The 24,185-nt window shown below is 38.3% G+C and carries 22 protein-coding genes and 1 tRNA gene; 16 read left to right on the forward strand and 7 right to left on the reverse strand.

Features of this window, described 5'->3' with window-relative positions; genetic code table 11:
- Positions 1-41: 41 nt before the first annotated feature.
- Positions 42-1,172, reverse strand: a complete 1,131-nt coding sequence (locus I6E69_RS00205) for a hypothetical protein (protein WP_197120315.1) — start codon at positions 1,170-1,172, stop codon at positions 42-44.
- 280 nt (positions 1,173-1,452) lie between these two features.
- Here I6E69_RS00205 and I6E69_RS00210 point away from each other — a divergent pair, with 280 nt between their 5' ends.
- From I6E69_RS00210 to I6E69_RS00230, 5 genes are all read left to right on the forward strand, one after another.
- Complete coding sequence (locus I6E69_RS00210; RefSeq protein WP_197120316.1) at positions 1,453-1,614, forward strand: TonB-dependent receptor; 162 nt, start codon at positions 1,453-1,455, stop codon at positions 1,612-1,614.
- 118 nt (positions 1,615-1,732) lie between these two features.
- A complete protein-coding gene (locus tag I6E69_RS00215; protein ID WP_197120317.1) occupies positions 1,733-2,200 on the forward strand; it encodes a DUF4405 domain-containing protein in 468 nt (155 codons plus the stop codon).
- Positions 2,200-2,493, forward strand: coding sequence for a hypothetical protein (locus tag I6E69_RS00220; RefSeq protein ID WP_039485170.1), 294 nt, complete (start codon positions 2,200-2,202; stop codon positions 2,491-2,493). The genes I6E69_RS00215 and I6E69_RS00220 overlap by 1 nt, the downstream gene beginning before the upstream one ends.
- Positions 2,494-2,571: 78 nt before the next feature.
- Positions 2,572-3,291: a GDSL-type esterase/lipase family protein gene (locus I6E69_RS00225; protein ID WP_052201191.1), complete on the forward strand. Its 720-nt coding sequence runs from the start codon at positions 2,572-2,574 to the stop codon at positions 3,289-3,291.
- Positions 3,288-4,061 (forward strand): polysaccharide deacetylase family protein, encoded by a 774-nt coding sequence (locus I6E69_RS00230; protein WP_039485172.1) that lies wholly within the window; start codon positions 3,288-3,290, stop codon positions 4,059-4,061. The genes I6E69_RS00225 and I6E69_RS00230 overlap by 4 nt, the downstream gene beginning before the upstream one ends.
- A gap of 354 nt (positions 4,062-4,415) precedes the next feature.
- On the opposite strand, the gene I6E69_RS00235 is transcribed toward I6E69_RS00230, so the two are convergent.
- Positions 4,416-5,408 (reverse strand): fatty acid desaturase, encoded by a 993-nt coding sequence (locus I6E69_RS00235; RefSeq protein WP_197120318.1) that lies wholly within the window; start codon positions 5,406-5,408, stop codon positions 4,416-4,418.
- Positions 5,409-5,799: 391 nt separating this feature from the next.
- Between I6E69_RS00235 and I6E69_RS00240 the strand changes: the two genes are divergently transcribed.
- Positions 5,800-5,884, forward strand: a tRNA-Leu gene (locus tag I6E69_RS00240).
- Between the two features lie 218 nt (positions 5,885-6,102).
- Here the strand turns inward: I6E69_RS00240 and I6E69_RS00245 are convergent.
- The 4 genes from I6E69_RS00245 to I6E69_RS00260 form a co-directional block, all read right to left on the reverse strand.
- The gene (locus tag I6E69_RS00245; RefSeq protein ID WP_197120319.1) at positions 6,103-6,576 is read right to left on the reverse strand and encodes a VOC family protein; all 474 of its coding nucleotides are present in this window, start codon (positions 6,574-6,576) and stop codon (positions 6,103-6,105) included.
- Between the two features lie 100 nt (positions 6,577-6,676).
- Positions 6,677-7,147 carry a GFA family protein gene (locus I6E69_RS00250; RefSeq protein ID WP_197120320.1) on the reverse strand — a complete coding sequence of 157 codons (471 nt, stop codon included), beginning with the start codon at positions 7,145-7,147 and terminating at the stop codon, positions 6,677-6,679.
- A gap of 101 nt (positions 7,148-7,248) precedes the next feature.
- Positions 7,249-9,321, reverse strand: coding sequence for a catalase (locus I6E69_RS00255; protein ID WP_197120321.1), 2,073 nt, complete (start codon positions 9,319-9,321; stop codon positions 7,249-7,251).
- 242 nt (positions 9,322-9,563) lie between these two features.
- The gene (locus I6E69_RS00260; RefSeq protein ID WP_197120322.1) at positions 9,564-10,397 is read right to left on the reverse strand and encodes a mechanosensitive ion channel family protein; all 834 of its coding nucleotides are present in this window, start codon (positions 10,395-10,397) and stop codon (positions 9,564-9,566) included.
- A gap of 289 nt (positions 10,398-10,686) precedes the next feature.
- On the opposite strand from I6E69_RS00260, the gene gss reads away from it, so the two are divergent.
- From gss to I6E69_RS00290, 6 genes are all read left to right on the forward strand, one after another.
- Positions 10,687-12,555 (forward strand): bifunctional glutathionylspermidine amidase/synthase, encoded by a 1,869-nt coding sequence (gene gss / locus I6E69_RS00265; RefSeq protein ID WP_197120323.1) that lies wholly within the window; start codon positions 10,687-10,689, stop codon positions 12,553-12,555.
- Between the two features lie 135 nt (positions 12,556-12,690).
- Positions 12,691-13,059: a DUF2237 family protein gene (locus I6E69_RS00270; protein ID WP_197120324.1), complete on the forward strand. Its 369-nt coding sequence runs from the start codon at positions 12,691-12,693 to the stop codon at positions 13,057-13,059.
- A gap of 236 nt (positions 13,060-13,295) precedes the next feature.
- Positions 13,296-13,820, forward strand: a complete 525-nt coding sequence (gene dps / locus I6E69_RS00275) for a DNA starvation/stationary phase protection protein Dps (RefSeq protein WP_024595435.1) — start codon at positions 13,296-13,298, stop codon at positions 13,818-13,820.
- A 609-nt stretch (positions 13,821-14,429) separates the two neighbouring features.
- A complete protein-coding gene (locus tag I6E69_RS00280; protein WP_197120325.1) occupies positions 14,430-17,369 on the forward strand; it encodes a TonB-dependent receptor in 2,940 nt (979 codons plus the stop codon).
- 309 nt (positions 17,370-17,678) lie between these two features.
- Complete coding sequence (locus I6E69_RS00285; RefSeq protein ID WP_197120326.1) at positions 17,679-18,470, forward strand: hypothetical protein; 792 nt, start codon at positions 17,679-17,681, stop codon at positions 18,468-18,470.
- Between the two features lie 256 nt (positions 18,471-18,726).
- Positions 18,727-20,466 carry a SulP family inorganic anion transporter gene (locus I6E69_RS00290; protein WP_197120327.1) on the forward strand — a complete coding sequence of 580 codons (1,740 nt, stop codon included), beginning with the start codon at positions 18,727-18,729 and terminating at the stop codon, positions 20,464-20,466.
- 52 nt (positions 20,467-20,518) lie between these two features.
- Here I6E69_RS00290 and I6E69_RS00295 read toward each other — a convergent pair whose 3' ends face one another.
- The gene (locus tag I6E69_RS00295; RefSeq protein ID WP_197120328.1) at positions 20,519-21,196 is read right to left on the reverse strand and encodes a glutathione S-transferase family protein; all 678 of its coding nucleotides are present in this window, start codon (positions 21,194-21,196) and stop codon (positions 20,519-20,521) included.
- Between the two features lie 178 nt (positions 21,197-21,374).
- Between I6E69_RS00295 and I6E69_RS00300 the strand changes: the two genes are divergently transcribed.
- From I6E69_RS00300 to I6E69_RS00315, 4 genes are all read left to right on the forward strand, one after another.
- Entirely contained in the window at positions 21,375-22,145 is a 771-nt protein-coding gene (locus I6E69_RS00300; RefSeq protein ID WP_197120329.1) for a DUF1223 domain-containing protein, read from the forward strand.
- Between the two features lie 306 nt (positions 22,146-22,451).
- On the forward strand, positions 22,452-23,132 hold the full coding sequence (locus tag I6E69_RS00305) for a CsgG/HfaB family protein (protein ID WP_076923668.1): 681 nt from the start codon (positions 22,452-22,454) through the stop codon (positions 23,130-23,132).
- The gene (locus tag I6E69_RS00310; RefSeq protein ID WP_008165258.1) at positions 23,132-23,479 is read left to right on the forward strand and encodes a DUF4810 domain-containing protein; all 348 of its coding nucleotides are present in this window, start codon (positions 23,132-23,134) and stop codon (positions 23,477-23,479) included. Before I6E69_RS00305 ends, I6E69_RS00310 begins: the two co-directional genes overlap by 1 nt.
- Before the next feature lies 1 nt (position 23,480).
- On the forward strand, positions 23,481-24,158 hold the full coding sequence (locus I6E69_RS00315) for a DUF799 domain-containing protein (protein ID WP_197120330.1): 678 nt from the start codon (positions 23,481-23,483) through the stop codon (positions 24,156-24,158).
- Positions 24,159-24,185: the final 27 nt, after the last annotated feature.

Consider the following 24,185-nt stretch of genomic DNA (forward strand, 5'->3'; position numbering starts at 1 on the left):
GCAGCTATTTAAATTAGTAACTTTAAACAGCTAGCAATCTGTTATTTAAGCTTAATTACCGATAAAGTATGTGGGTTATCAGCTTTTTTGTTAACCATATTAGGGCTGTCGAACACGGCGTCGAAATTCATAATAATAATATCTTTACCACGAACAATTAATTCAGATGGTGCATCAAGCTCCCCATGAAGTCCTGTGGTATTGCCATTTTGTGCCAGTAACTCTAATTTACCTTGCATATCAATACTATAAATAGCGTTAGCAAATAAGTCTGTAATATAAATTTTGTTAGTACGGTTGTCCCACTTTAAACCGTCGGTTGCAACTAGGCCTTTTGCAAATAGCTCTGTTTTAACTTTTTCATTGCGCTCGTTCAAAGTGGTTTTAATTACACTGCCATCTTCCATAATGCTAGTGTATAAATTACCTTCTCCATCAAATGTTAGGCCGTTAGCGCCAAACTTAAGTGTCGCGTTAGAGGCAAACTTAAGTGTCGCGTTAGAGGCAAATGTATCAAACAGATGTGAGTCATGATTTTGAGTACTTAAAAAAGGTTTTATATGCGCTGGTTTTTGATCATTTAACTCACTCATGCCAACCTTATACACACCACTTAACTGCTTAGTACCTTCAAGCTTTAATACTGTTTCTGAAATAAACAGATCATCGCCTTTAAATACCACTGCATTAGGAAATAATAACCCTGTTACAACAACATCCGTGCTTACAGCTTTTCCATTTACGACATTAATACGTAGTATTCGCGATTTATAACTGCCATCAAACCACATTTGCATATCAGCTACGTAAGCATTGCCATCTGGGCCGAATGCAATTCCCATAGGTGCAATTTTACCTGTTGATGGCGCCATATCTTGCTTAGTAAAAGTATACCAATTACTAAAATTGTTATTTTTATCAAGCATGCCTATACGGGGCGCAGCAGGTGTTTGCATCTCGCCAATTTTAATCAGTGCATCGTTATGAAAGTTTGGCGAGGTAATATATACATTGCCCTCTTTATCCATATCGCTACTGGCTGGCGAATTAAAGGTGTTAGGCAAATCGACTAATAGCTCAGGCGTTAATAATTCTGGTTTTTTAGGCTCAGCTAATGCGCTATTAAAAAACCCTGTTGCTAGCAGCGCTGCTGCAAAATAAAGTGGTTTCATTGTGTTGTATCCTGTTAGTTTAATTTGATACAACCAGTATATTGTTTACTTTAAGGTTTGATAATCAGGGTAAATAGCAAATCACTTTATACATTTTATATATAATTAACGTTATTTTTTATTTTTAAGAGTCATGTTTAAATTCCTAAAAAAAAGACCTATACGTACTTCGCAAATATAAATGCTAGGATAACAGCTTGTAATACAGGCTAATTATAAAACCAAATTATGAATTTAAATCAGCTCGACCTAAACCTACTCATTATTTTAAAACATCAGCATGCAGTGGCTACCAAGTCAGCTTGAAGCACTTAGCATGACCTTAGGTATTGAAAATATTTTTGACAAAACTTATTACTCACACGCGTCATACTCAAGCGACACCGTGCAAGATTACGAAGCAGGTCGCAATGTAAAATTAAGCGCGTCGTACGTTTTTTAATTTAAAAGCTCAGTAATAATTTAAGGCTCAATATTTTATTGAGCCTTTTACTGTTTAAGGAGGGCGTACCTTAAATAGTGGCAATCAAAAAGTAATTAAAAATTAGGGTCATATTACAATGTCTAACTGGAAGCAAAACTTACAAAAATTCCGCTATGTAATGGATGCACTACTCCTTATAAGCTTTATGCTAGTAAGTGCACCACAAGCAACGGGCGTACCTTTACATGAATGGTTTAGTTTGTTTTTTATAGTGCCATTTTCAATTCACTTATTACTACATTGGGATTGGATACAGCGCAGCTTTAAGCGCTTATTAGCAAACATAACAGCGCGTGAACGGTTTAACATTATATGGGACTACCTACTTTATATAATGATGTTATTGGTATTTGTGAGTGGCTTTTTAGTGTCGGTTGCTTTACTACCTGCGCTTGATATTAATTTAAATATTCAAGACTTTTGGTCAAAAATACATCATGATTCGGCCACTTTTATTATGCCAATGCTAGGTGTTCATTTAGCTCTTAATTTGGGGTGGATATTAAAGCTAACAAAACGCATGTTTGCCAAGGAGGCTAAATAATGAAGCACTTAAAACAACAGTGGAAAACCCGCACCAGCATCGTTTTAATTGTATCTGTTTTAGTAAGCCTTATATTGGTGACTTTGGAGCGAACAGATTGGGCTATGCAAATAAACCTACAAGGTTATAGCCACGGCTCACCTGAAGGAGAAAAGCCAAATATAGCACCGGTATTGATGTATATTTTACCATTTGTAAAAGAGCTTATTTTAATAGGCGTACCGATGTTACTTACTTTAGGGGTAGCCAAACTAGCAGGCTTAATAAAAGGAATGTTTAAAAACAAAGCCTGAATACGAATGCAACATATATCAAAATCCGGCGTTTATAGATACATTGAAAAATTAGTATGTCTATAAGCGCAGCTTTTTATGAATTATAAACCAAGTATTAACACACACCAATACACCTATTTTATATTTATCGCGTTCATAATGTGGACGGCTTTAATTAGTTTTAAAGCCAATGCTGAAACGCTCATTCCTTTTCAGTCGCAGTGGTTAAAAAACCACTATGGCGAGCGCACAGCGCACTTTAAGCTGCAACCTTTACGTAAAGGCGATATTGTATTTGTTGGTGATAGCATTACTGAGCAAGGATTGAATTGGGCCATTAGATTTAACGACCTACGCGTAAGAAACCGCGGTATTAGTGGCGATATGACCTACGGTGTTTTAGCGCGTTTAAACGAATTAAAAGCAGCCCCTCCTAAAGCTATATTTTTAAAAATTGGCGTAAACGATATTTTTAATTTTCACTATATAAAGCAAGTAAAAAACCTATCGTCGATAAGTGAAAATATCGAAAAAATAGTGACTCAGCTCAATGAGGCGCTACCTAATACACAAATTTATGTACAAAGTATTTTGCCAGATCATCGCGATTTTATAACTCAAATGGCGCAAACGGTTAACAAGCAAATTAAAGCAATTAAGCACGCACGATTTACCTACATAGACTTACACCCAGCATTTTTAGGCGCACAAGGCACGCTTAATGAAGCGCTCACTACCGATGGTACCCATTTAAACGAGGCAGGCTATGCCCTTTGGGCTAAGCAACTTGCACCTATAATGAAGACATTAAAATGAAGTACTTATTAATTGGTATGTTAATGGCGGTAAGCTTTACTTGTACAGCCAATAAAGTGCCTGCAAAAAGCTACCCTAACGGCGCGACTAAAGCCGTTATTTTTAGTTACGACGATGGCGTTACACAAGACAGAAAGCTCGTGGCGCTATTTAATAAATACCAGGTTGTTGGCACATTTAATTTAAACTCAGGATTATTTGCTAAAAAGCTACCATGGATGAAAGCCTTTACCGGTAAAGAAGGCGAATATATTAAACAAAGTGAAGTAAAAGCACTTTATAAAGGTCATGAAATAGCAAGCCACAGTTACTCACATCCGGGCTTTGCGGACTTAGATACAGCAGAGCTGAAATTACAATTAGCCCGTGATAAGCAAATTTTATCGCCAATTAAAGGCAGCCCTTTGCAATCATTTGCGTACCCTTTAGGCTCGTACGATAAAGCTGCGATGAAATTAGTAAAGCAAGCTGGCTTTACTAATGCCCGAACAGTAAACGACACCCTTAATTTTGAACTCCCTACTAACTACATGGCGTGGCACCCAACCGTTCACCACTCAAACGCAATGCCATTAATAGAGCAATACTTAGCGCTAAACAGCAATAAACTCACTGTGATGATGATTTGGGGCCATTCGTGGGAGTTTGATAAAAATACAAAAAACAATAACTGGGATTACGCCGAGCAGCTTATTCAGACACTCTCAAATAAAGATGATATTTGGTATGTATCGGCTGGAGAGTTCATCGCGTTTTTAGAGGGTAAGTAAGCGTACGGAGCTTTTAGTGCTAAGTAAAGCTCACATAAGCACATTCAAATGTAGTAAGAGTAATTAATTCATCCAGCGGGCAGGCTCGCACCGACACACCTTTCGCTAGGGGGTTTTGAATTCCCCACGCCTACCACTTTCATCACGCTGGCGTCATTTTGCTTTAACTTTCTAAACACGAGAAGATAAAGACAAACCACTTTAGAGCTAAGGATTATTTATATGCCTTCGTCTCTATGCCAAGAATTATACAAACAATGGCGTCAGCAGAAAGCCTTTTATAACATTAGCAATTAAACCACTCATGTAATAATGTTTGTCTGTTTTCACTGCGTTAATTGCACTTAGCTTTATCTAGGCTTTATAAACATTCGCATTTTTAATGCTATCAAAATCGTTAAAGCGCACGTTATGCTGCGCCATTACTTTAAGTATTTTTTTACTTAGCATTTGGCGTAAATAAAACGGCTGATTTGGCACAAAATGATGAATGGTATGTGTTTTACCAAAGTTAAAACAAAATAAGTGAAACGGCATAAATAAACGACTCGTTAGTACATGAGTTTGCTCAAGCATGTTATTAACGCCGCCATAGTAATGCATGCTTGAGGTAACAAAATTAAGCGAACTTGAACGAATAATATTAGGCACAATGAGCACGACCATTAAAAATTCAAACACGTTCATTATACTTAGTACCCAGCTAGGCGAATTAAGCGAAAGTGGTATAAATAAATCAACAATATGAAATATAATAACGCTATATAAAATAGCGAAATACGCAGTCGCTATCGGAAACCCCGCATTAAAAACACTCGAAAAACTAAAGCCATTAATTTCTTTTCTAAAACGTTTAGTAGAAATAACTAACCCTAATAAGCCATCTACAATAACTAGCGCACGTAAAAATGGATTTTTAATACCGTTTCCCACCAAGCGTTCTTCTAGGTCTTGTTGTGTGCCTGAGGTTTTGTGATGGTGTAAATGCATTTTACGTCGGTACCATGGGCTAATAGTATTTGGCCGCATTAACCATACTACTAACATCATAGAATTATGCATTAACGGCTGATTACTAAAGTATTGTTTATGTATGAGGTCGTGTTCTAACTCATGGGAAATAGATGCAGCAATAGCTGCAAGTACTATACATACCCAAGCAGGTATTAGGGCTAAATAATATAAAGCACCAACACCAATTAATACGCTAAGCGATAGCAATAAAATAATTAACCCTAAGGTATTTTGATGTGCAAGTAATGGGTATTTTTGACGAAGTGATGCTTCCTCTGCCTTAATAGCTTTAACAATCGATTGAATGTTCTGTTTGGCACTTAATTGGGTCATATCTAATGTCTTAAAAACCTTGTTGTACAAATAATACCTGAATCAAGCGCAAAATCGGCATAAAGCAGGAATAATTATTATAATACGATTCACTATTATCAATAGTTCAATTGCTTATTTATTCAATCGCATAACAGTTTAATAGCACTCATAACCCAAAATATTCGCTTTATATATCAGCCCAAAAAGACTTAAAAAATTCACCGATGGAGTCTCCTTGTTATAAACGATTAATTATCAACCAGTTGTTTATGCAAATAAAAGAAAAGGCTTGCCGCCCCCTCTTTTGTTTGTATAATGCGGATACAGAATAAGAGGTATATAAGTATCCTTTTTATTTTAAGTGGTTTTTCTTTATCTTTTTATGCTTAAAAGATTAAAGAAAAATTATGCCAGCGTGATGAAATTGGTAGACATGGGGGATTCAAAATCCCCTTCCGAAAGGAGTGCCGGTTCGAGTCCGGCCGCTGGTACCACTTTTTGAACCTCAGCTAATTATTGGCTGAGGTTTTTTTATGCCTAAAATTTAACTAGTAATTTATACTAATTCGCTTAATTAAGTGAGCTACTTTTAGGTAAGAAAACCGTGTCGATAACAGGGCAAAACCTAGATGAGCTGAAGCAAAAGCCACAAGCCTTCCTTTGAAGCCATCAACGTAATTAGAAAGGTACATAAATCTAATTAGCATACGAGTTATGCGTCTTGCTCTTGATTTGTTATATTCCCGATTCGATTATTTAACTCTTCGTCACTAACATCTTCTTTGTGTGTACCAATGATCCATATATGACCAAATGGGTCTTGTAGCGTGCCGGTCCTATCACCATAGAACTGATCATGTACGGGTCTTATTTCTGTTGCACCAAGCTCAATTGCTTTTTTAAATACGGTATCAACATCTTCAACAAAAAGCATAAGGCTTAGTGCTGTACCACCGAGTTCTTTTGGGGTTTTTAAATGCTCTTCAGAACCATTATCTGAAAGCATAATATGCGAATCACCAATTATTATTTCTGCATGGGCTATTCCACCATCAGGTAAAGGCATCTGCATTACGTGTTCAGCACTAAATGCATCACAATAAAAATCTATCGCTTTTTGTGCGTCATTCATAATTAAATAAGGTGTAACTGAATGAAACCCTTTTGGTATTGCTGAGACTGCCATAATATTCTCCTTTACTTACGCGGTGATTTTTAATATTTAATTGACTAAATATGCGCTTAATTGCCCCTAAATTTAAGCTTAGCTCATACAAAAAATTGCGTTACTTTTCGAGGTTTAAACGCTTATGCCAAGCAGCAATACTTTCATCAGGGTACTCTTCAAACTGCTTGTCACCTTCATTAATGGCCGCATTTACCCAATTTGCTTTACTACCAAGCATTAAATGAGTGCGCTCTGGCGGTATGGGTAACTCACTATCTATTGCACCAGCAAAGGGGTGAACTTGCTCAGGCCAACGTGCATCGTATAACCACAAGTTAGCACTACAATGCTTACAAAAATGACGCTCTGCAGGGCTGATTTTATCGCCTATTTTTGCATGATAAATAGTTATGTGTTCACGCCCTGTAACCTCAAGCGTGCTGTATTGCGCGTTCAAGTTAATAACAAAACCGCCGCTCCCTGCGGTTTTACGGCATATAGAGCAGTAACATAAATTGTAAGGATAAGGGTGTTTTGAGTTGACCGTAAATACCACTTTGCCACAGTGACAAGCGCCATTAAGCTTCATAATATATCCAATTTTATTGTTGGCTTGAACTAATACCTTAACTAGGTGAGCTAAAAAAAACCACAACAATTACATGCTGTGGTTTTTAATTATTGAGCTTACTAACGTTCCCAATATCTTAAATTACGCAATGTATTTATAAATTTATCGGCTGAATGTGCCTCTAAATCTATCCAACCATCATCTGCTTTTCCATCAAGGCCTGCCGCTTTAAATAAAGGCTTAGCCTCATTTGTAAAGCCTATAAATTTCATATGTGCGTACGCATCACTTACAAAGTCTTTAGCTTCTGCTATGGCAGCTAGTTTTTCAGCTCCATCTTCGGTGGTGAGTACAAGTACCGCATCGTATAAAACCGATGGACCACCATTAATAACCTGATCAGCTTTAAAGTGCTTACCTTTACTGCATTTAGCACCGCCAACTTGCGGGGCAATAATTTCAAAGTTTGCACCTTCACTTTTAAGTGCATTGGTAACCGATTCTAAAATTTCTGCATTAAAGCCATCACTTACTAAAATACCTAATTTACGGCCTTTAAAGGTGTTGGGCGCATTTTTCAAAATACTTAACGCATCAGATACAGGTAAGTCTTTACGAGTTGGCATAGCAGCTTCTGCCGGATCTGGCATTTCTTGCAAGCCAAGTCCTTCGGCAACTTTATTTGCGAGGGTTTCGTCAATATTTAACAAGTGCGATACCAAACGTTCTCGTATTGGTAAATGCTCAACTTTAGACAGCTCAAACACGTACGCAGATTGAATATGCGCCTGCTCTACCTCTGTTTGACTTAAATAAAATTGACGAGCTTGACTGTAATGATCGCTGAATGTTTCTGAGCGATAACGTAGTTTATCACCGCCACTTACTTCAGGTTCCTTTGAGCTTTTAAAGCCATGTACTGGGCATTCGCGCGGGTTGTTTTCATCGCCGCTCCATGAGTTTGGCTCATAATTAACACGCCCTTTTGGATTGTGCATTGCCATGTGGCCATCTTGCTGAAAATGACGCATTGGGCATTTAGGTGCATTGACCGGAATATGCGTAAAGTTAGGACCACCTAAACGCTTAGTTTGAGTATCTAAGTATGAAAAGTTACGACCTTGCAGTAGCGGGTCGGGCGTAAAATCGAGCCCTGGTACAATGTTTTGAGTACAAAATGCAACTTGCTCTGTTTCTGCAAAAAAGTTGTCGACAACACGGTCAAGCACCATACGGCCAACAATTTGTACTGGTACTTGTTCCTCTGGTATAAGCTTAGTGGCATCAAAAATATCAAATTCAAATTCATCAGCAAACTGCTGATCAAACACTTGCACACCTAACTCCCATTCAGGGAAGTCGCCGTTACCAATTGATTCCCACATGTCTCTGCGATGAAAATCAGGATCGGCGCCGTTAAGCTTAAGTGCTTCGTTCCATACTACCGATTGCATACCGCCTTTTGGTTTCCAATGAAATTTAACGAATTTTTCATCGCCTTTGGCATTAATAAATTTAAAGGTATGAACGCCAAAACCTTCCATAAAGCGTAAAGAGCGCGGAATAGCTCTATCAGACATTGCCCACATAACCATATGCATTGACTCAGGCGACAAGCTTACAAAATCCCAAAAGTTATCGTGTGCGGTTTGCGCTTGCGGAAAACCTCGGTCGGGCTCTGCTTTAGCTGAATGAACTAAGTCTGGAAACTTCATTGCATCCTGAATAAAAAATACCGGTATATTGTTACCCACTAAATCCCAGTTTCCCTCTTGGGTATAAAACTTAACCGCAAAACCGCGTACATCACGGGCTAAATCTGGCGATCCTTTATTACCTGCAACCGTAGAGAAGCGAGTAAACACTGGCGTTTTTTCACCTTTTCGCTGAAAAATATCTGCACAGGTTAAATCTTCAAGTGTGTCGTAAGTTTCAAAATATCCGTGTGCACCATAACCTCTAGCATGCACTACTCGCTCAGGAATGCGTTCGTGATCAAAATGAAAGATCTTCTCGCGCATTATATGATCTTCTAATAATCCTGGGCCACGCTTACCTGCACGTAATGAGTTTTGATCGTCGCTTACAGGGCAGCCCTGCGCGGTGGTCATGGTAGGGTATTCGTCCGACGCCTTTTGATGCAATTCGCCGCCATGCCCTTTATTACCTGAGTATTTAAATGATTCAGCCATGTTTAGTCCTTCATACAGTTTGATTTAATGGGTCAATAGTTTTTATGAGCTTTAAAGCTAAAAGCGACTATGCAAATGCAAAATAAAGACCAGCCATCCAACCTAGTAAGAAAGGGCTGTACAGATAACAATGTAGTATTTGAGGTGGTTTATAAAAGAAAAAGTTACACAGGTATGTAACTTTTTCAGACAAAAAAAGAGCACTTAAAAGTGCTCTTAGATTTAAATCATTTTAAATTTAGTTAATCTTTGCTTTCGTTAACTAAAATAACTTTACGATGTGGGAAAGGTATTTCGATGTTGTTTTCATCTAGTGCTTTTTTAATTAACTCTGGCACTGTGTAAAGAATATCGAAGTAATGCTCGCCCTTACAAAAAGGTCTTACTAAAAAGTCTACTGAGCTGTTGTTAAGTGTTTCTACTTCAACAAAAGGAGCTGGGTCTTTTAGTATGTGTGGATGCGCTTCAAGTACGGCATCTATAACTTTACGTACAGCCGTTGTATCTTCACCGTAAGCAACACCAAAATGCATATCCACACCACGAATTGGATGATGTGAATGGTTTATAATTTGCGCGCCCCAAATTTGACTATTTGGAATAATAACCTGTTGGTTATCGAACGTTTGTAAAATAGTAGTAAACATATCTACTTCTGTTACTTTACCAAAACGCCCTGCAGCCTCAATAAAGTCATTCACTTTATAAGGTCTGAAAACAAGCAACATAACGCCCGCTGCAAGGTTCGACATTGCACCTTGTAACGCCAAGCCTATAGCAAGCCCCGCAGCACCTAGCAAAGCAATAATAGAGGCTGTTTGAACACCAAAGCGATTTAATACAGCAATAATAACGAACGCTAATATGATGTAGCGAGCCATGCTGCCTAAAAAGCGAAAAAGCGTATCATCAAGATGAGTGTATTTATGGCATAAGCCAATAATTAAATTGCGTACTTTGCCTGCCAGCCATAAGCCCGCAAGTAAAATTGCAATTGCTAGTAATATGTTGGTTGCCCACGTAATTGCAGCGGGTAAATATTGATTAATATCAATGTTGTTTATTATGTCTTCCATTATTTTTCCTGTTTTAAGAACTTTTAGCTAGTTTTGCTATACCAAGCGCAACAGTTTAACAAAAAATTAACTAAAGTACGAATATAGGTTCAGTTTTACATGTATAAACACTTTGAAGGAGGGATTTCTTAACTACTGCTTTTAAAACGATGGATTAATAAAATATAATTTTAAGCCCTATTTAGCACCAATATTTAATTAAAGATTATACCCAGTAATATCTTGCTATAACGCAGTTTGACTCATATAGTCAGCAAATTATCACACCTTATTTTGAACATCTTTGTTTATGAAAGCTTCTGCTCCTGCTAGTGATTTTGGTACTTTATTAGGTTATGCACCTGGTAATGTTGCTGTTTACTCATCTGATTATGATACGGCTGACGAAAGCATTTATCCTAATCGTAGCGCCTATCGTAGTTACCTAGACGGTATTTACATGGGCTATAAATGGCAATGCGTTGAATTTGCCCGAAGATGGATGTACCTCAACCATGGTTATATTTTTGATGACATAGCCATGGCTTACGATATTTTTGAGCTGCGTTCAGTACGCGATGTAAATAGCCAAAATAGACTGCCACTAAACGCGTTTAAAAATGGTGCTAAACATCACCCTCAAGTAGGAAGTTTACTTATATGGGAAGAAGGCGGCGAGTTTGAAGAAACAGGCCATGTTGCTGTCGTTGTTGAAGTGCACGAAGATAAAATACGCCTTGCTGAGCAAAATGTAGGGCATCAAATATGGCCAACAAATCAAAACTGGTGCCGTGAACTAAAAGCAAAAGTAACTAAAGATGGCGACTATTGGATTGAGTGCTCTTACAGCGACGCCACTATTTTAGGCTGGATGACACAAACTGATGAAACAGAATATGCTGAGCCAACGTCTGAGCTAAACACTGATTTATTTATTATAGAAGCCCATAAAGCAGTAGATACAGGCCAAGCAAACAAGTCATGGTTAAATATTGCGAATGACGATGAAGCTGCCTACATAGAAATGATGCAAGGCCATAAACTTACATCAGTAGATGAAGAACAGCATAATTACTTTGCAATATCTCAAACGGCGCAGCAAAGCATTGAGCATGCAACAAATGAGCTGCATGGTTTATTTATGCATGCAACCGACTATGTACTGCAGCACCCTGAGTTATTAGAAAAGTTTAATTTACCCGATGTTGTGTTTAATAAAATTCGCCAATCGTGGGATAACCGCTTAAACCAATTAATTACCAGCCGGTTTGACTTTGCCTTAACAGCAGCAGGTTTAAAAGTTTACGAATACAATTGCGATTCGGCATCGTGTTACATGGAAAGCGGCAAAGTTCAGGGAAAGTGGGCAAAACACTTTGGTGTTAAAGCAGGTGTAGATGCAGGCCAAAATTTATTTAAAGACCTCGTAAGAGCATGGCGTAAAAGTGAAGTAAAAGGTCTTGTTCATATTCTGCAAGATGATGAACCAGAAGAACATTATCATGCATTATTTATGAAAGAAGCGATTGAAGCCGCAGGCTTTGAGTGTAAGTTAGTAATTGGCTTAAGCACACTTCGCTGGAATGAGTCAGGCAACATAGTAGATGCAGATGGCGCACAACTGAGTTACGTATGGAAAACGTGGTCGTGGGAAACCGCACTTGATCAAATTCGTGAAGAATGCGAAGCCGACCAATCATTAGGTGATAACTTTGAACCACAATTCAAAGCTGGTGAAACGCCGCGCTTAGTCGATGTACTACTGCGTAAAAACGTGATGGTGTTTGAACCGCTGTGGACATTAATTCCAAGTAACAAAGCTATTTTGCCAATACTATGGAGCTTATTCCCTAATCATAAATATTTACTTAATACCGCGTTTGAGCTTAACGACGAGTTATTACAAACCGGTTATGTAGTTAAACCAATAGTAGGACGCTGTGGCGCTAATATTCAACTTGTTGATGAGCAGCAGCAAGTTATAGAAAAAACAATGGGGCACTTTGCCGAGCAAGACCAAATATACCAACAACTATTTGCACTGCCTAAAGTAGACGACTACTTTGTACAAATATGTAGTTTTACAGCCGCCGGTAAATACTCTGGTGGTGGCGTACGTGTTGATAAAAGCATGATCATAAACGGTCATAGCGATTGTATGGCGCTGCGTATTAAATAATAAACAATACTAAGCCCGCAATTTGCTGCGGGCTTAAGTTTGTGTAGCCCTTCCCTCTTTTAAGTTTTATAGCTATCTCAAGCGAGTTACTCCTGATAGAGTAAATTTATTAAACACCACTAATTAAGGTATTTCATGGCGAATCAATTTAATGTACTCGGCACACGCTTAAAACTATGTTGCGGTAATGGTGGCTACACACGTGAAGGGTTTTGTTATGTACCAGAATCAGATCTTGGCAATCACAGTGTGTGTGCAATTATGACTGATGAGTTTTTACAGTTTTCAAAATCACAAGGTAACGATTTAATAACCCCGAACCCTCTTTACGATTTCGAAGGTTTAAAAGCCGGTGATAAATGGTGCTTGTGTGCGCTAAGATGGCTTCATGCTATTTCAGCAAACGTTGCGCCACCGGTGGTACTTGAAGCCACAAATAAAAAATCATTAGAAATAGTGCCGCTCGATGTTTTAAAAGCGCACGAATATATAGCCAAAGTTTAAATACACTTAAGCGTTATTAAATTAAAGTCTGCAGATTTTACAAATGTATGCAGGCTTTTCAAAAACTCAATCCCCCCTCCAGCCTCTAAAACCTCAAATAAAAACATAACCCCATGTTTTTAAATTACTTTTAAAAACGATCAACTTACGGCATAGCAGTTGCTTCATTAAGTTTAAGTCACGCTCATCACGCAACATATTATATGAGCAACACATTACTTAATGTAGGAGAAATTATGAGTAACAATAACGAATCAAACAAAACAACTAAATTTACCGCGCCAGGTATGAGTGACGAATCAGCTCAAAAAACAATAGCTACACTCGATAACCGCATGGTTGCATTGATAGATTTACAGCTTACTTTAAAACATATTCATTGGAATGTAGTGGGACCTAATTTTATTGGCGTACATGAAATGATAGACCCGCAAGTAGACATTGTACGCGAAATGACAGATACAATTGCAGAGCGAATTGCGACACTTGGTGCAGTACCTGTTGGCACACCAAAATCAATTGTAGATCGCCGTACTTGGGACGAATACTCTGTAGGCAAAGGCCTAGTAACCGAACATTTGGCTGCGCTTGATAAAGTATATAACGGCGTTAATGCCGATCACCGTAAAGCAATTGAGACTCTTTCTGAGCTAGATCCGGTCTCTGAAGATATGATCACCAGCCAACTAGCCGATTTAGAGCAATTTCAGTGGTTCATACGAGCACATTTAGAATCATCTACAGGCGAATTACAAAGCTAATACATCTAAAGTAAGAAAGCCCAGCATTGTTATGCTGGGCTTTTTTTTGCGTAAAAATCTATTTATCGCTACCTAGCTTATCGCCCCCAGCCCAGCTAGTACAAAATCAATATAAAAACAATAGAAAATTGGTATTACCAAAATGATTTTTAATTATTTTAACCTCTCCACTATTTCGCAAATTTATAAATCATTTCGAGCTTTTAATGGTCGCTCTTCCAATTCAATATCACTTAAAAAGTAAACTAAACACGTATAAAAGTACGGCATAAAATTTAAAAATAGTACTAACAAATGTATTAAATAGTACAAATAATATATAAAAATGCCTTTGGTAAAGATACTTCAATAAAATTCATTCAAAATATAGAAAATAAAAACACACTATAAGCCATTAAATTTATTAAATATAAGCAAAATAAAAGAGGTTTTTGTAATACACATTGTGAAATTTTGGTAAACAAAGGTTGTAAATAAAGTTGAATTGGATTAATTTCAACCATACCACCTGTATGACACGCCACAGGAAAGCAATAGTTAAATTGGTTAACCAAACCAAGTAACAACACACACACAATGACGCAAGTCGTACCCAAACGGGAGAGATACATGAAACTCAATCAAATTACTTCAACATTAATTAATAAACATAAAAGAAGTAGCTCTACAGCAATCAGTGCCGCAGCCATTTTACTAATGGCTTCTTCAAATATTGCAGCGCAAGAGGCTCCCGCAGCTTCAGAAACGGCAGCTGCAGACATCGAAGTTATTGAAGTAAAAGGCATGCTAGGTAGTATGAAAGCCGCCGCTATGCTTAAGCGTACTGACGGACGTATTGTAGATGCAATTGTTGCTGAAGACATTGGTAAGTTACCTGATAATAATATTGCAGAAGCACTGCAACGTATTACTGGCGTATCTATTAATACCGATTTTGGTGTGGGTGACAGTGTTTCTATTCGTGGCTTACCTCAAAACCGTGTTGAATTAAATGGTCGCTCTACTATTGGTGACTCTCGTGACGGCATTAGCTTGCAAGATTACCCATCAAGCTTCTTAAAAACAGTAGAAGTAGTTAAGTCTCCTACTGCCGATATGATTGAGGGTGCATTAGGCGGAACAGTTAGTTTAAAGACAGTTCGCCCATTAGAATTAGATAAACTAACAGGCGCAGTTTCATTAGATGGCGAATACGCTGATAAAACAGAAAAAGTAGCACCTATTTTTAGTGGTTCAATTGGTAACAACTGGGACTTTGATGAAATGGGTACCTTTGGTGCCATTGCTATGTTTTCATTCCAAGATCGCGAAATTCGCCAAGATGAAACGTCTAGCCGTGTTAAACCTCAAGATATCGAAATTAATGGCCAAGAAGGTAATACACCTAGTGGCAACGCTATCGTAAGAGACGAGCACAGTGTTGAACAATATGTAGAACAACGTAAACGAACTGCTGTAAATTTATCTCTTCAATGGGCACCACAATCTGGTAATGGCATGGTGTATCTTGATTTAAGCGGCACAAAGCGCTCAGGTGAACAAGCTGGTAACTCTATTTTAGGTGTCGCAGGTTCGTTATCAACAGATGCAAATACAATTCAAGATGCTAACGGCGTAAATAATTACACGTTAACAAACGAATTTGGTATTCCTAAAACATACAGTGACTTTCGTGAAACTGACTCGTTTTCAAATGCACTTGGTGCAGAGTGGAACCTTACTGACAGCATCAAAATCTCTGGTGAAATTGCGGTAGCATCATCAGAAAGCGTAAGACCTGATTCTGAATTTACACTTCGCCCAATCGAAAAATCAACATTTGAAGCAAGTGGCGGAACTCAGCTAACAAATCATTTATATGATGGTGCATTTTCTCAAGACGGTAATAAATTACCAAGCATCATTCATTCAGATCCTAATGCATTTACTGACCCACAAAACTTAGCACTTCGTACGTTTAAAAGTGAAGATAGAAGAACAGACAATGACGAAACAGCTATTCGTTTTGATGTTGAAATGTTTGAGCCACTCAGCAGCTTAAGCTGGGTATCTAAAGTAAAAGCGGGTGTACGTGTTACTAACCGCGATTACGAATATGAGCAATACAAAGTAGAAATTAAAGACATTTATAAAAATGCATTTAACGACTCAGACGGTTCGTTAGCCACTTTATGGGTTGATGACTACAACGCTGCTTTTTCAAATAGCTTTACAACAGTTAGCCACGACAACTCATTTGACCAATTAGGTCATTCGGGACAAAACGACCTACTAACCTTTTTAAGCTACAACGGTTTATCTAACCCGGCCAATACTTACGCTCAACTTCAGCAGTTACTTGCAGGTACTAACTTAGCGTCAACAGGTAGTCTTTCAGATAACCAAGAGTTCCAAGAAAGCGCATACCGTAACGTAGTTGAAGATACAGCTGCCGTGTATATATCAGCCTACTTAGACTTTGATAACATCACTGCAATTGTGGGTGGTCGTTATGTAACTACAGATTTAGAATCAAGCGTATTTCTTAATGGCGAAAAAGTAACTGGCGACAATGACTACAGCGACTTTTTACCAAGCTTAAACGTAACGTATAACTACTCAGACGAAACATTATTCCGCTTTGCTGCTGCAAAAGTTATGCGCCGCGCTGACTTTAGCGAACTAAGCCCTGCATTTGACGTTAATAACGACATTACAGGTGCAACGCAAGGCTCTATTGATTTAGAACCATATCGTGCAACGCAATACGACTTATCTGTAGAGCATTACTTTAACCAAGGTAACGTAATTTCTTTCGCAGTATTTTATAAAGATGTTGAATCTTTCTTAAGTAACGAAAGTAGCTGTGTAGCTGCATCAAGCACTTCAACAGGCCAAAACGTAACTCAATGGAACCAAGTATGTCAGCTTGACGTTGCAGGTGTTTCACAAGATAACCTAGTTTACTCGGATGCAACTGACTTCCCAGTAGATGCTGATGGCTTTAACCATGTAGCAGGCTTACGTGACGCAGGACTAACGGGTATCGATACTGTTAAAAATGTAAACGGTGAAAATGGCTCAGTACAAGGCTTTGAAGTTGGTTATCAACAGTTCTTTACAGACCTACCTGGTGCATTTTCTGGCTTAGGCATTAACGCAAACTACACATACGCAGACAGCGAGCAACCAAACGGTAACCCATTATTAGATATTTCTAAAAATACGTATAACTTACAAGTATTTTGGGAATACGAAGGTTTCTCTACTCGTCTAGCTTATAACTACCGTGACAGTTTCTTAGATACTGAAAACGAGAAACGTGTAGAAAATATTAACTCAGACGGCAGTATTTCAGCAGAAGGTACTGTTTACGGTAATAACTACCGTGACGACAGAGGCCAGTTAGACTTCTCTGCAAGCTGGGATATTAACGAAAACGTGACCTTAGTAGGTAATGCGACCAACTTAACAGGTGAACCTTCAATCTATCTATCTGAACTAGGTGGTGCTTGGAAGTACACTGAAGCGGATCGCCGTTACAGCTTTGGTATTCGCGCTAAATTTTAATTTTCCCTAGAAACTAAAGCCTGCTTTTATGCAGGCTTTTTTACGTCTACAAAAAAGTGGCACTTGTGTTAAAACATCGCACAATTTTTATAACTAAATATTTATTTAAAGCAATAAAATTATCATTGAATAATACTCCAAACTAAAATTTAGATACCGCGTAAACAATATCAACCTCCCGCACTTCACTTTTAGCGCACAAACTAAGCACCATACATTGCACTAAAAACCAGCAACCTTGCAGCTTGGTTATAAAATGTCTAGTATTCTAAAGCCGTACTTATAATTGGTACGAAAAAAGGATTAACAATGTCTCTAAAATACATAACAACAATATCAATCACATTATCATTACTATTATTAACAGCATGCGGCTCTGGGGGAAGTAAAACAAAAGAGGCTGAAAGCATTGAAATACCACAATCAAAAGCGGTAATTAATAACAGTCCCTTAAGTGACTACAAAATAATTATCTATGGTAATAGCCATAGTTCACAGTTAGGGGGCTTATTAGAAATAATTATTACAAACCAGTTACCTAGCACTTCAGTCAAAATAACGACTGTTAGTGGTCGATTTTTAGATGAAATAGTCGCAGTAAATGCGAATGTCGATAAATTAAAAAGTGATAACTGGAGTCATGCAATTTTTCAAGGCCAAAAGTACTCACAATCAGGTTCGACTGACTACCCTACAAGTGCAACTGAGCGATTAATCTCGAACGCAAAAGAGCATAAAATTACACCTATTTTATTTCCAGAGCATCCTCAAAAAGGGGATCCCGCAGAAGCAAAGCAGGTTTACGACCTCCATTTAGCAATCAGTCAAAAACAACCTAGCTGCATAGCGCCTGTTGGCTTTGTATGGAATAGAGTATTAGAAATAATGCCTAGTATAAACCTTCATAGTGCCGACGGTAATCATGCATCCTATGCTGGGAATGTCCTTACAGCGATGACCTTTTATCAAATCATTACCTCGGAATTAACAGACACAATGCCATTTATTCCTGCTATAGATTTAACACAGCAAGAACAAGCCTTATTTGGACAAGTAGTAACAGAGGTGCTTGAGTTATATCCGGCATGTGGTGCTAAATAATCTTAAAAAATTTAAAACTAGATTTTAGATTTAGTGATTTCCTGAGGTGCTCAATATCAGTACATTAATACTACGCACATAAGCTGATTAAAAGACACCTCAGGAAAATTCAATTTTCACTTTTTTGCCAAATTATAAATTTAATATCTTGATAAATAATCACCTGCAATTTATTAAAATAACACCCACCTAGCTATACTTATTTGAATATTAAATTTACTATCAAAACGTTGTAACTATTAGCAGGAAAACTAAAGTGCTGTCGCGTTTATATAATTTTATGCCCGGTTTAAATACATTGCTGCACTATGAACGCCAATGGTTTGCTGATGATGTAAGGGCGGCGCTATCAGTAGCTGCAGTGGCTTTACCTGTTGCCATTGCTTACGCACAACTAACCGGTGTTAACGCCGCCGTAGGGTTATATTCTTGCATACTGCCAATGATGCTATATGCACTTTTTGGTACTTCAAAACAATTAATAGTCGGCCCTGATGCCGCAACCTGCGCCGTTATCGCCGCTGTAGTAACACCTCTTGCTGCAGGTGACAGCTTTAAGCATTGGCAACTTGTTGTCACCATGACCGCTATGACCGGCTTTTGGTGCTTTATAGCCAGTAAATTTAAGTTAGGTGTATTAGCCGACTTTTTATCTAAACCTATTTTATTGGGCTTACTAAACGGCGTAGCTATCACTATTATTGTGGGTCAATTTTCTAAAGTATTTGGTTTTACTTTTGATGAGCGCTACTTACTTGAACGCCTCGGTGGTGTGCCCACATACCTAGCGCAAACACATGTTCCCACCTTATTAATGGCTTTGTTTACACTGGCGATCTATTTTGCCATGAAGCGTATAAGACCCACGTGGCCTGCATCTATGTTTGCTATTGCTTTTGGTGCGCTTTTGGTATGGATTTTCGATTTAAAACAATTTGATATAAAAACCATTGGCACCGTAACTGGCGGGCTTCCCGTTTTTAATACCCCTGTTTTTGATTTAGGGATTATTCGCGAGCTGGTGGTACCCGCACTTAACTTAGCCATCGTGAGCTTTGTTAGTATGATGCTAACTGCCCGCAGCTTTGCTGCTAAAAATGGCTACGACATAGACGCCGATAAAGAATTTAGAGCGTTAGGTATTGCCAATATAGCGTCAGCTCTTTCGCAAGGTTTTGCCGTCAGTGGCGCCGACTCACGCACCGCTGTTAACGATGCAGCAGGTGGTAAAACACAGTTAGTATCAATAATAGCAGCGGCCATTATTGCGCTCATAGCTGTATTTTTAACAGCCCCACTTGAATTTATTCCAAGCGCAGCGCTAGGTATTGTACTTATTATTGCCTCTGTACACTTACTCGATTTAAAAGCTGTTTGGCAATTAAAACGAAAAGACAAACAGGCATTTTATCTCGCCTCAGCCACCTTACTTGCGGTGTTATTTATTGGCGTTATACCAGGGATCACACTTGCTGTATTACTGGGGTTATTTCAATTTATTCGCACTGTTATGCGCCCAACCGACAATATTCTCGGCGTAGATGTTAACGGTGTAGTAAGAAGTTTAGACGCCACAGATAAAGCAAAAGCAGTGCAAGGCGTGTTTATCTATCGCTTTAATTCACCTTTAACTTACTTTAATGCCAGCTACTTTAAACGCAGATTACTTGAGCAATATGCAAGGCAAAAAGACGACACTCAATGTGTAATAATTGACGCTGTGCCCTGCTTTACTCATTTAGATTTAAGTGTAATGGCCATGCTTGCAGATCTCGACGTTATATTTAAAAAGCGCGATATAAGGCTTGAGCTTGCAGGTAGAAAACGTCAGTTACTTTCGTGGTTTGATATTGCAGGAATGAAGTCAGGAAAAGAAGGTATATATATTCATTCAGATTTATACATCGCCCTAAAAAGAAATAGCGTAAGCAAGCACACGCAAGAGGTTAGCTTGTTTGAGTCAGACGAAAATAAAGAACCGCTCACACAGCAATAAAATACAATAAGCAGATCAGCTAACTGATCTGCTGTTTAGTATTAATTACTTTTTATACTTTTGGGTAGTTTGAAGGAAAAAACGCTTTTTTAGCATCTTCATCAAACTCTTTTTTAAAGGCTATATCAGTACCAATTGCGCGTGCACGTACAACCGCTGGGCGGCTATCAATGCTTTCAAACCAACGCTTAAGATTTGGGTACGGTGCTAAACCCTCTTCACCTAATACAACCGGTGCTTTATCAATCCAACCCCATGCAGATACATCAGCAATGGTATACGTATCACCCACTATAAAGTCACGACCTTCAAGGTGAGTATCAAGTACTTCGTAATGGCGCTGCGCTTCACGTAAATAACGATTAACCGCGTAATCAAGCCCTTCTGGCGCCATGTGTCTAAAGTGAACACTTTGCCCTGAATACGGACCTAAACCCGATGCGATAAACATTAACCACGACAGCATTTCAGCGCGGTCATCGCCCTTGCCTTCAAGCTTCCCATATTTTTCAGAAAGGTACATTAAAATAGCATTCGAATCGAACACACGTGTTTCACCATCAACAATTGCTGGCGCTTTAGCGTTTGGATTAATTGCTTTAAATTCAGGTGTATGTTGCTCACCTTTTAAAGTATCAAGAGGAACAAGTTCAAACGGTAAGCCTGTTTCTTCTAAAAAGAGCGCAACCTTCATTGGGTTAGGAGTATGGTGAAAATAAAATTTAATCATGTAAAGTTCCTCAATAATTGAGCAACGATTAAAGCACAACTTGAGCGGGTGTTCAAATTAAGTTTTAACTAAGTAAAATACACAGTTAAAACTGTGATTTAATTGTGAGTATTTCGTGATACTTCATTCGTAAATATCATTTATGCTGAATGCAATATCAGCCTTTGCGAGATGTAACATGCCTTTTAAAGCAATATCCCGTCCATTTTTAATCTCACTTGTTGGGTTAATAATTTTTTGCTTTCAAAGCCAAGCTGCTGAGCAAGTAACTATTTCCAGTACAGCTAATCCGACTACCTTTTTAGAGCTTTACACATCGCAAGGTTGCAGTAGCTGCCCACCAGCAGAGCGCTGGATTTCAACGTTTACAGATGATGAAAAACTATGGACTGATTTAATCCCTATTAATTTTCATGTTACTTATTGGGATTATTTAGGATGGAAAGACCCGTTTGCCTCTGCTGTTTTTAGTAAAAGACAACGCACGTATAAGGCACTCGGTAAAAGTAGGATTGTAGCTACTCCAGGATTTATGGTTAACGGCAAAGGGTGGCAAGGTTGGTTTTATAAACAAGCTATTCCTGTAGCTAAAGCCCGTTATTTAGGTAATTTAAAAGCGACTATAAACAACAGTAAAATTAATCTCGAATACGATACTGTTAATACCGAAGATAATACTAACCAAAACTTAATAGCCCATGTAGCTCTATTAGGCTTTGGCATAGAAACACAAATACACAGCGGCGAAAACGCAGGCCATAAGTTAAAACACGACTTTGTTGTTATTGGCTACGAGCAAAATGACATGCAGACCAAGCAGCAATTATCATTAACTGACTTAACCCTGCCTCGCGTTAAAAAAATATCGCCAACAAAGCAAGCCTTAGTGTTTTGGGTATCTAAAAAAGGCGACCCTACTCCACTACAAGTTGCAGCCGATTGGTTTTAAAAATTACAGTTAATTGAATAAAATTACTAATTAACAACTCAGCGCGCAATAAATCTCCTTGTATATCAACTATAGAAAAAGGCTTTCAATAATTTAAAAACTAATGAATTAGCATTGTTATTACAAAGAATTTATTCTTTTTCATTGTGTGTATCTGTATAAAACATAAATAACATTGTATTTACATCAACTTTTGTTTATAAAGTAAGTTGAATGGACTCTTGAAATAAGTAATTGACTTATAAGTATAAAAATCAAGCGCCTATCAATAAAAACTTCTGCAATTATCTATATGGACAAAAATTTATGCGAATTAACCAAAGCCACATTAAAACAATTGTAATCGCTGCAATTACAGCTTCGTCTTTAGCTGGGTGTGCTACAACATCATCAAAAGTAATAGAAACACCAACTGTTGCTAGCTATAACACAACCTACTCAGGTGCAAAAAGCAAACTAGTCGTAGGTCAGTTTGTAAACCGTTCGAGCTTTCAAAATGGTATATTTGCATCAGGCCAAGACCGTTTAGGTAGCCAAGCAAAAACAACACTAATGAGCCACTTACAACAAACAAATCGCTTTAGTGTGCTTGATCGCGACAATATGGCAGCCCTTGCGGAAGAGGCAAAGTTAACAGGTACAAAACAAGTTCTTAGCGGTGCTAAATTTGTTGTAACTGGTGATGTAACAGAGTTTGGCCGTAAAGCCATTGGCGATCGCCAGCTTTTTGGTTTATTGGGTAAAGGTAAATCGCAAATTGCTTATGCTAAAGTAACGCTTAATGTTGTAGATGTTACTACATCAGAAGTTATTTATTCCGTGCAAGGTGCTGGTGAATACAGCCTATCAGAACGTGAAGTTATTGGTTTTGGTAGCACAGCTTCATACGATGCCACATTAAATGGCAAAGTACTTGACCTAGCTATTCGCGAAGTCGTTAACAAGTTAGTTACTGGTCTTGAAGCTGGCCAATGGGGCAATAAATAATGAAAAAGCTAATTACCTTAGCATTTGTTTGTATAGCCCTAACGGGTTGTAACTCAACGAAAGAACCTATTTACTATTACGGCGACTATAGCACTGCCGTATACGCCTATTTAAAAGCAGATGACGTAACAGCCGAAGAGCAAATTAGTATGCTTGAGCAAATTATTGCCGATGCCGCAAACAAAAGTAAGAATGTTGCACCTGGCCTACATGCTCACCTAGGTATGCTGTACTTTGAAACGGGTAATCCTTCATTAGGCACTACTCACTTCGAAACTGAGAAATCACTTTTCCCAGAATCAGTTCATTACATCGACTTCCTTCTAAAATCTGCGAAAGGCGCTTAATATGCTTAATTTAAAATCATACACAGCGATCGCATTAGTCACATTACTCGCTGGTTGTGTTTCACCTCCACCAGCACATGACTACACAGCATTTAAACAAGCAGACCCTCACTCAGTTATTATTTTACCTCCGCTAAATAATACACCTGAAGTAATTGCACCATACAGTGTGATGACTCAAATGGTCGCGCCTATAGCTGAGTCGGGTTTTTATGTTTTTCCTGTTGCTTTAGTTGATCAAACCTTTAAAGGTAATGGCCTCACTGTTGCAAGCGACGTACACCAAGTACCGGTGAATAAATTACATGAAATTTTTGGTGCAGACTCTGCGCTTTACATCACTATTGAAGAATACGGCACTAGCTATGTTGTAATTTCTAGCGAAACAGCTGTAACTGTATCAGCCTCATTAGTTGATTTACGCACTGGCGAGCAATTATGGCAAGGCAAAGCAAGAGCCTCTTCAGCTGAACAACAAAGTAATGGCGGTGGTGGCCTTGTAGGTATGCTTGTTATTGCAGCAATCAATCAAATTGCTGAAACGGTAACCGATAAAGGCTTTGAAATCGCAGCAATGACTTCAACACGCTTACTTTCTTCAGATGTTTACAACGGCTTATTATATGGACCTCGTTCACCTAATTATGGCCAACCAGCACCAAGCGAAAAGAAAAAATAAACTTCATAATTACTAATCTATTCTAGA

Source organism: Pseudoalteromonas sp. NZS100 (assembly GCF_015864815.1).
GTDB lineage: Bacteria > Pseudomonadota > Gammaproteobacteria > Enterobacterales > Alteromonadaceae > Pseudoalteromonas > Pseudoalteromonas distincta.

Excerpts from the sequence above, each read along its gene's own strand:
- dps (WP_024595435.1), top strand. The coding sequence starts at position 13,296 with ATGAGTAACAATAACGAATCAAACAAAACAACTAAATTTACCGCGCCA.
- I6E69_RS00295 (WP_197120328.1), bottom strand. The coding sequence starts at position 21,196 with ATGATTAAATTTTATTTTCACCATACTCCTAACCCAATGAAGGTTGCG.
- I6E69_RS00210 (WP_197120316.1), top strand. The coding sequence starts at position 1,453 with ATGCAGTGGCTACCAAGTCAGCTTGAAGCACTTAGCATGACCTTAGGT.
- I6E69_RS00260 (WP_197120322.1), bottom strand. The coding sequence starts at position 10,397 with ATGGAAGACATAATAAACAACATTGATATTAATCAATATTTACCCGCT.
- I6E69_RS00280 (WP_197120325.1), top strand. The coding sequence starts at position 14,430 with ATGAAACTCAATCAAATTACTTCAACATTAATTAATAAACATAAAAGA.
- I6E69_RS00300 (WP_197120329.1), top strand. The coding sequence starts at position 21,375 with ATGCCTTTTAAAGCAATATCCCGTCCATTTTTAATCTCACTTGTTGGG.
- I6E69_RS00255 (WP_197120321.1), bottom strand. The coding sequence starts at position 9,321 with ATGGCTGAATCATTTAAATACTCAGGTAATAAAGGGCATGGCGGCGAA.
- I6E69_RS00305 (WP_076923668.1), top strand. The coding sequence starts at position 22,452 with ATGCGAATTAACCAAAGCCACATTAAAACAATTGTAATCGCTGCAATT.
- I6E69_RS00285 (WP_197120326.1), top strand. The coding sequence starts at position 17,679 with ATGTCTCTAAAATACATAACAACAATATCAATCACATTATCATTACTA.
- I6E69_RS00235 (WP_197120318.1), bottom strand. The coding sequence starts at position 5,408 with ATGACCCAATTAAGTGCCAAACAGAACATTCAATCGATTGTTAAAGCT.
- I6E69_RS00250 (WP_197120320.1), bottom strand. The coding sequence starts at position 7,147 with ATGAAGCTTAATGGCGCTTGTCACTGTGGCAAAGTGGTATTTACGGTC.
- I6E69_RS00310 (WP_008165258.1), top strand. The coding sequence starts at position 23,132 with ATGAAAAAGCTAATTACCTTAGCATTTGTTTGTATAGCCCTAACGGGT.
- gss (WP_197120323.1), top strand. The coding sequence starts at position 10,687 with ATGAAAGCTTCTGCTCCTGCTAGTGATTTTGGTACTTTATTAGGTTAT.
- I6E69_RS00270 (WP_197120324.1), top strand. The coding sequence starts at position 12,691 with ATGGCGAATCAATTTAATGTACTCGGCACACGCTTAAAACTATGTTGC.
- I6E69_RS00215 (WP_197120317.1), top strand. The coding sequence starts at position 1,733 with ATGTCTAACTGGAAGCAAAACTTACAAAAATTCCGCTATGTAATGGAT.
- I6E69_RS00315 (WP_197120330.1), top strand. The coding sequence starts at position 23,481 with ATGCTTAATTTAAAATCATACACAGCGATCGCATTAGTCACATTACTC.
- I6E69_RS00220 (WP_039485170.1), top strand. The coding sequence starts at position 2,200 with ATGAAGCACTTAAAACAACAGTGGAAAACCCGCACCAGCATCGTTTTA.
- I6E69_RS00225 (WP_052201191.1), top strand. The coding sequence starts at position 2,572 with ATGAATTATAAACCAAGTATTAACACACACCAATACACCTATTTTATA.
- I6E69_RS00245 (WP_197120319.1), bottom strand. The coding sequence starts at position 6,576 with ATGGCAGTCTCAGCAATACCAAAAGGGTTTCATTCAGTTACACCTTAT.
- I6E69_RS00205 (WP_197120315.1), bottom strand. The coding sequence starts at position 1,172 with ATGAAACCACTTTATTTTGCAGCAGCGCTGCTAGCAACAGGGTTTTTT.
- I6E69_RS00230 (WP_039485172.1), top strand. The coding sequence starts at position 3,288 with ATGAAGTACTTATTAATTGGTATGTTAATGGCGGTAAGCTTTACTTGT.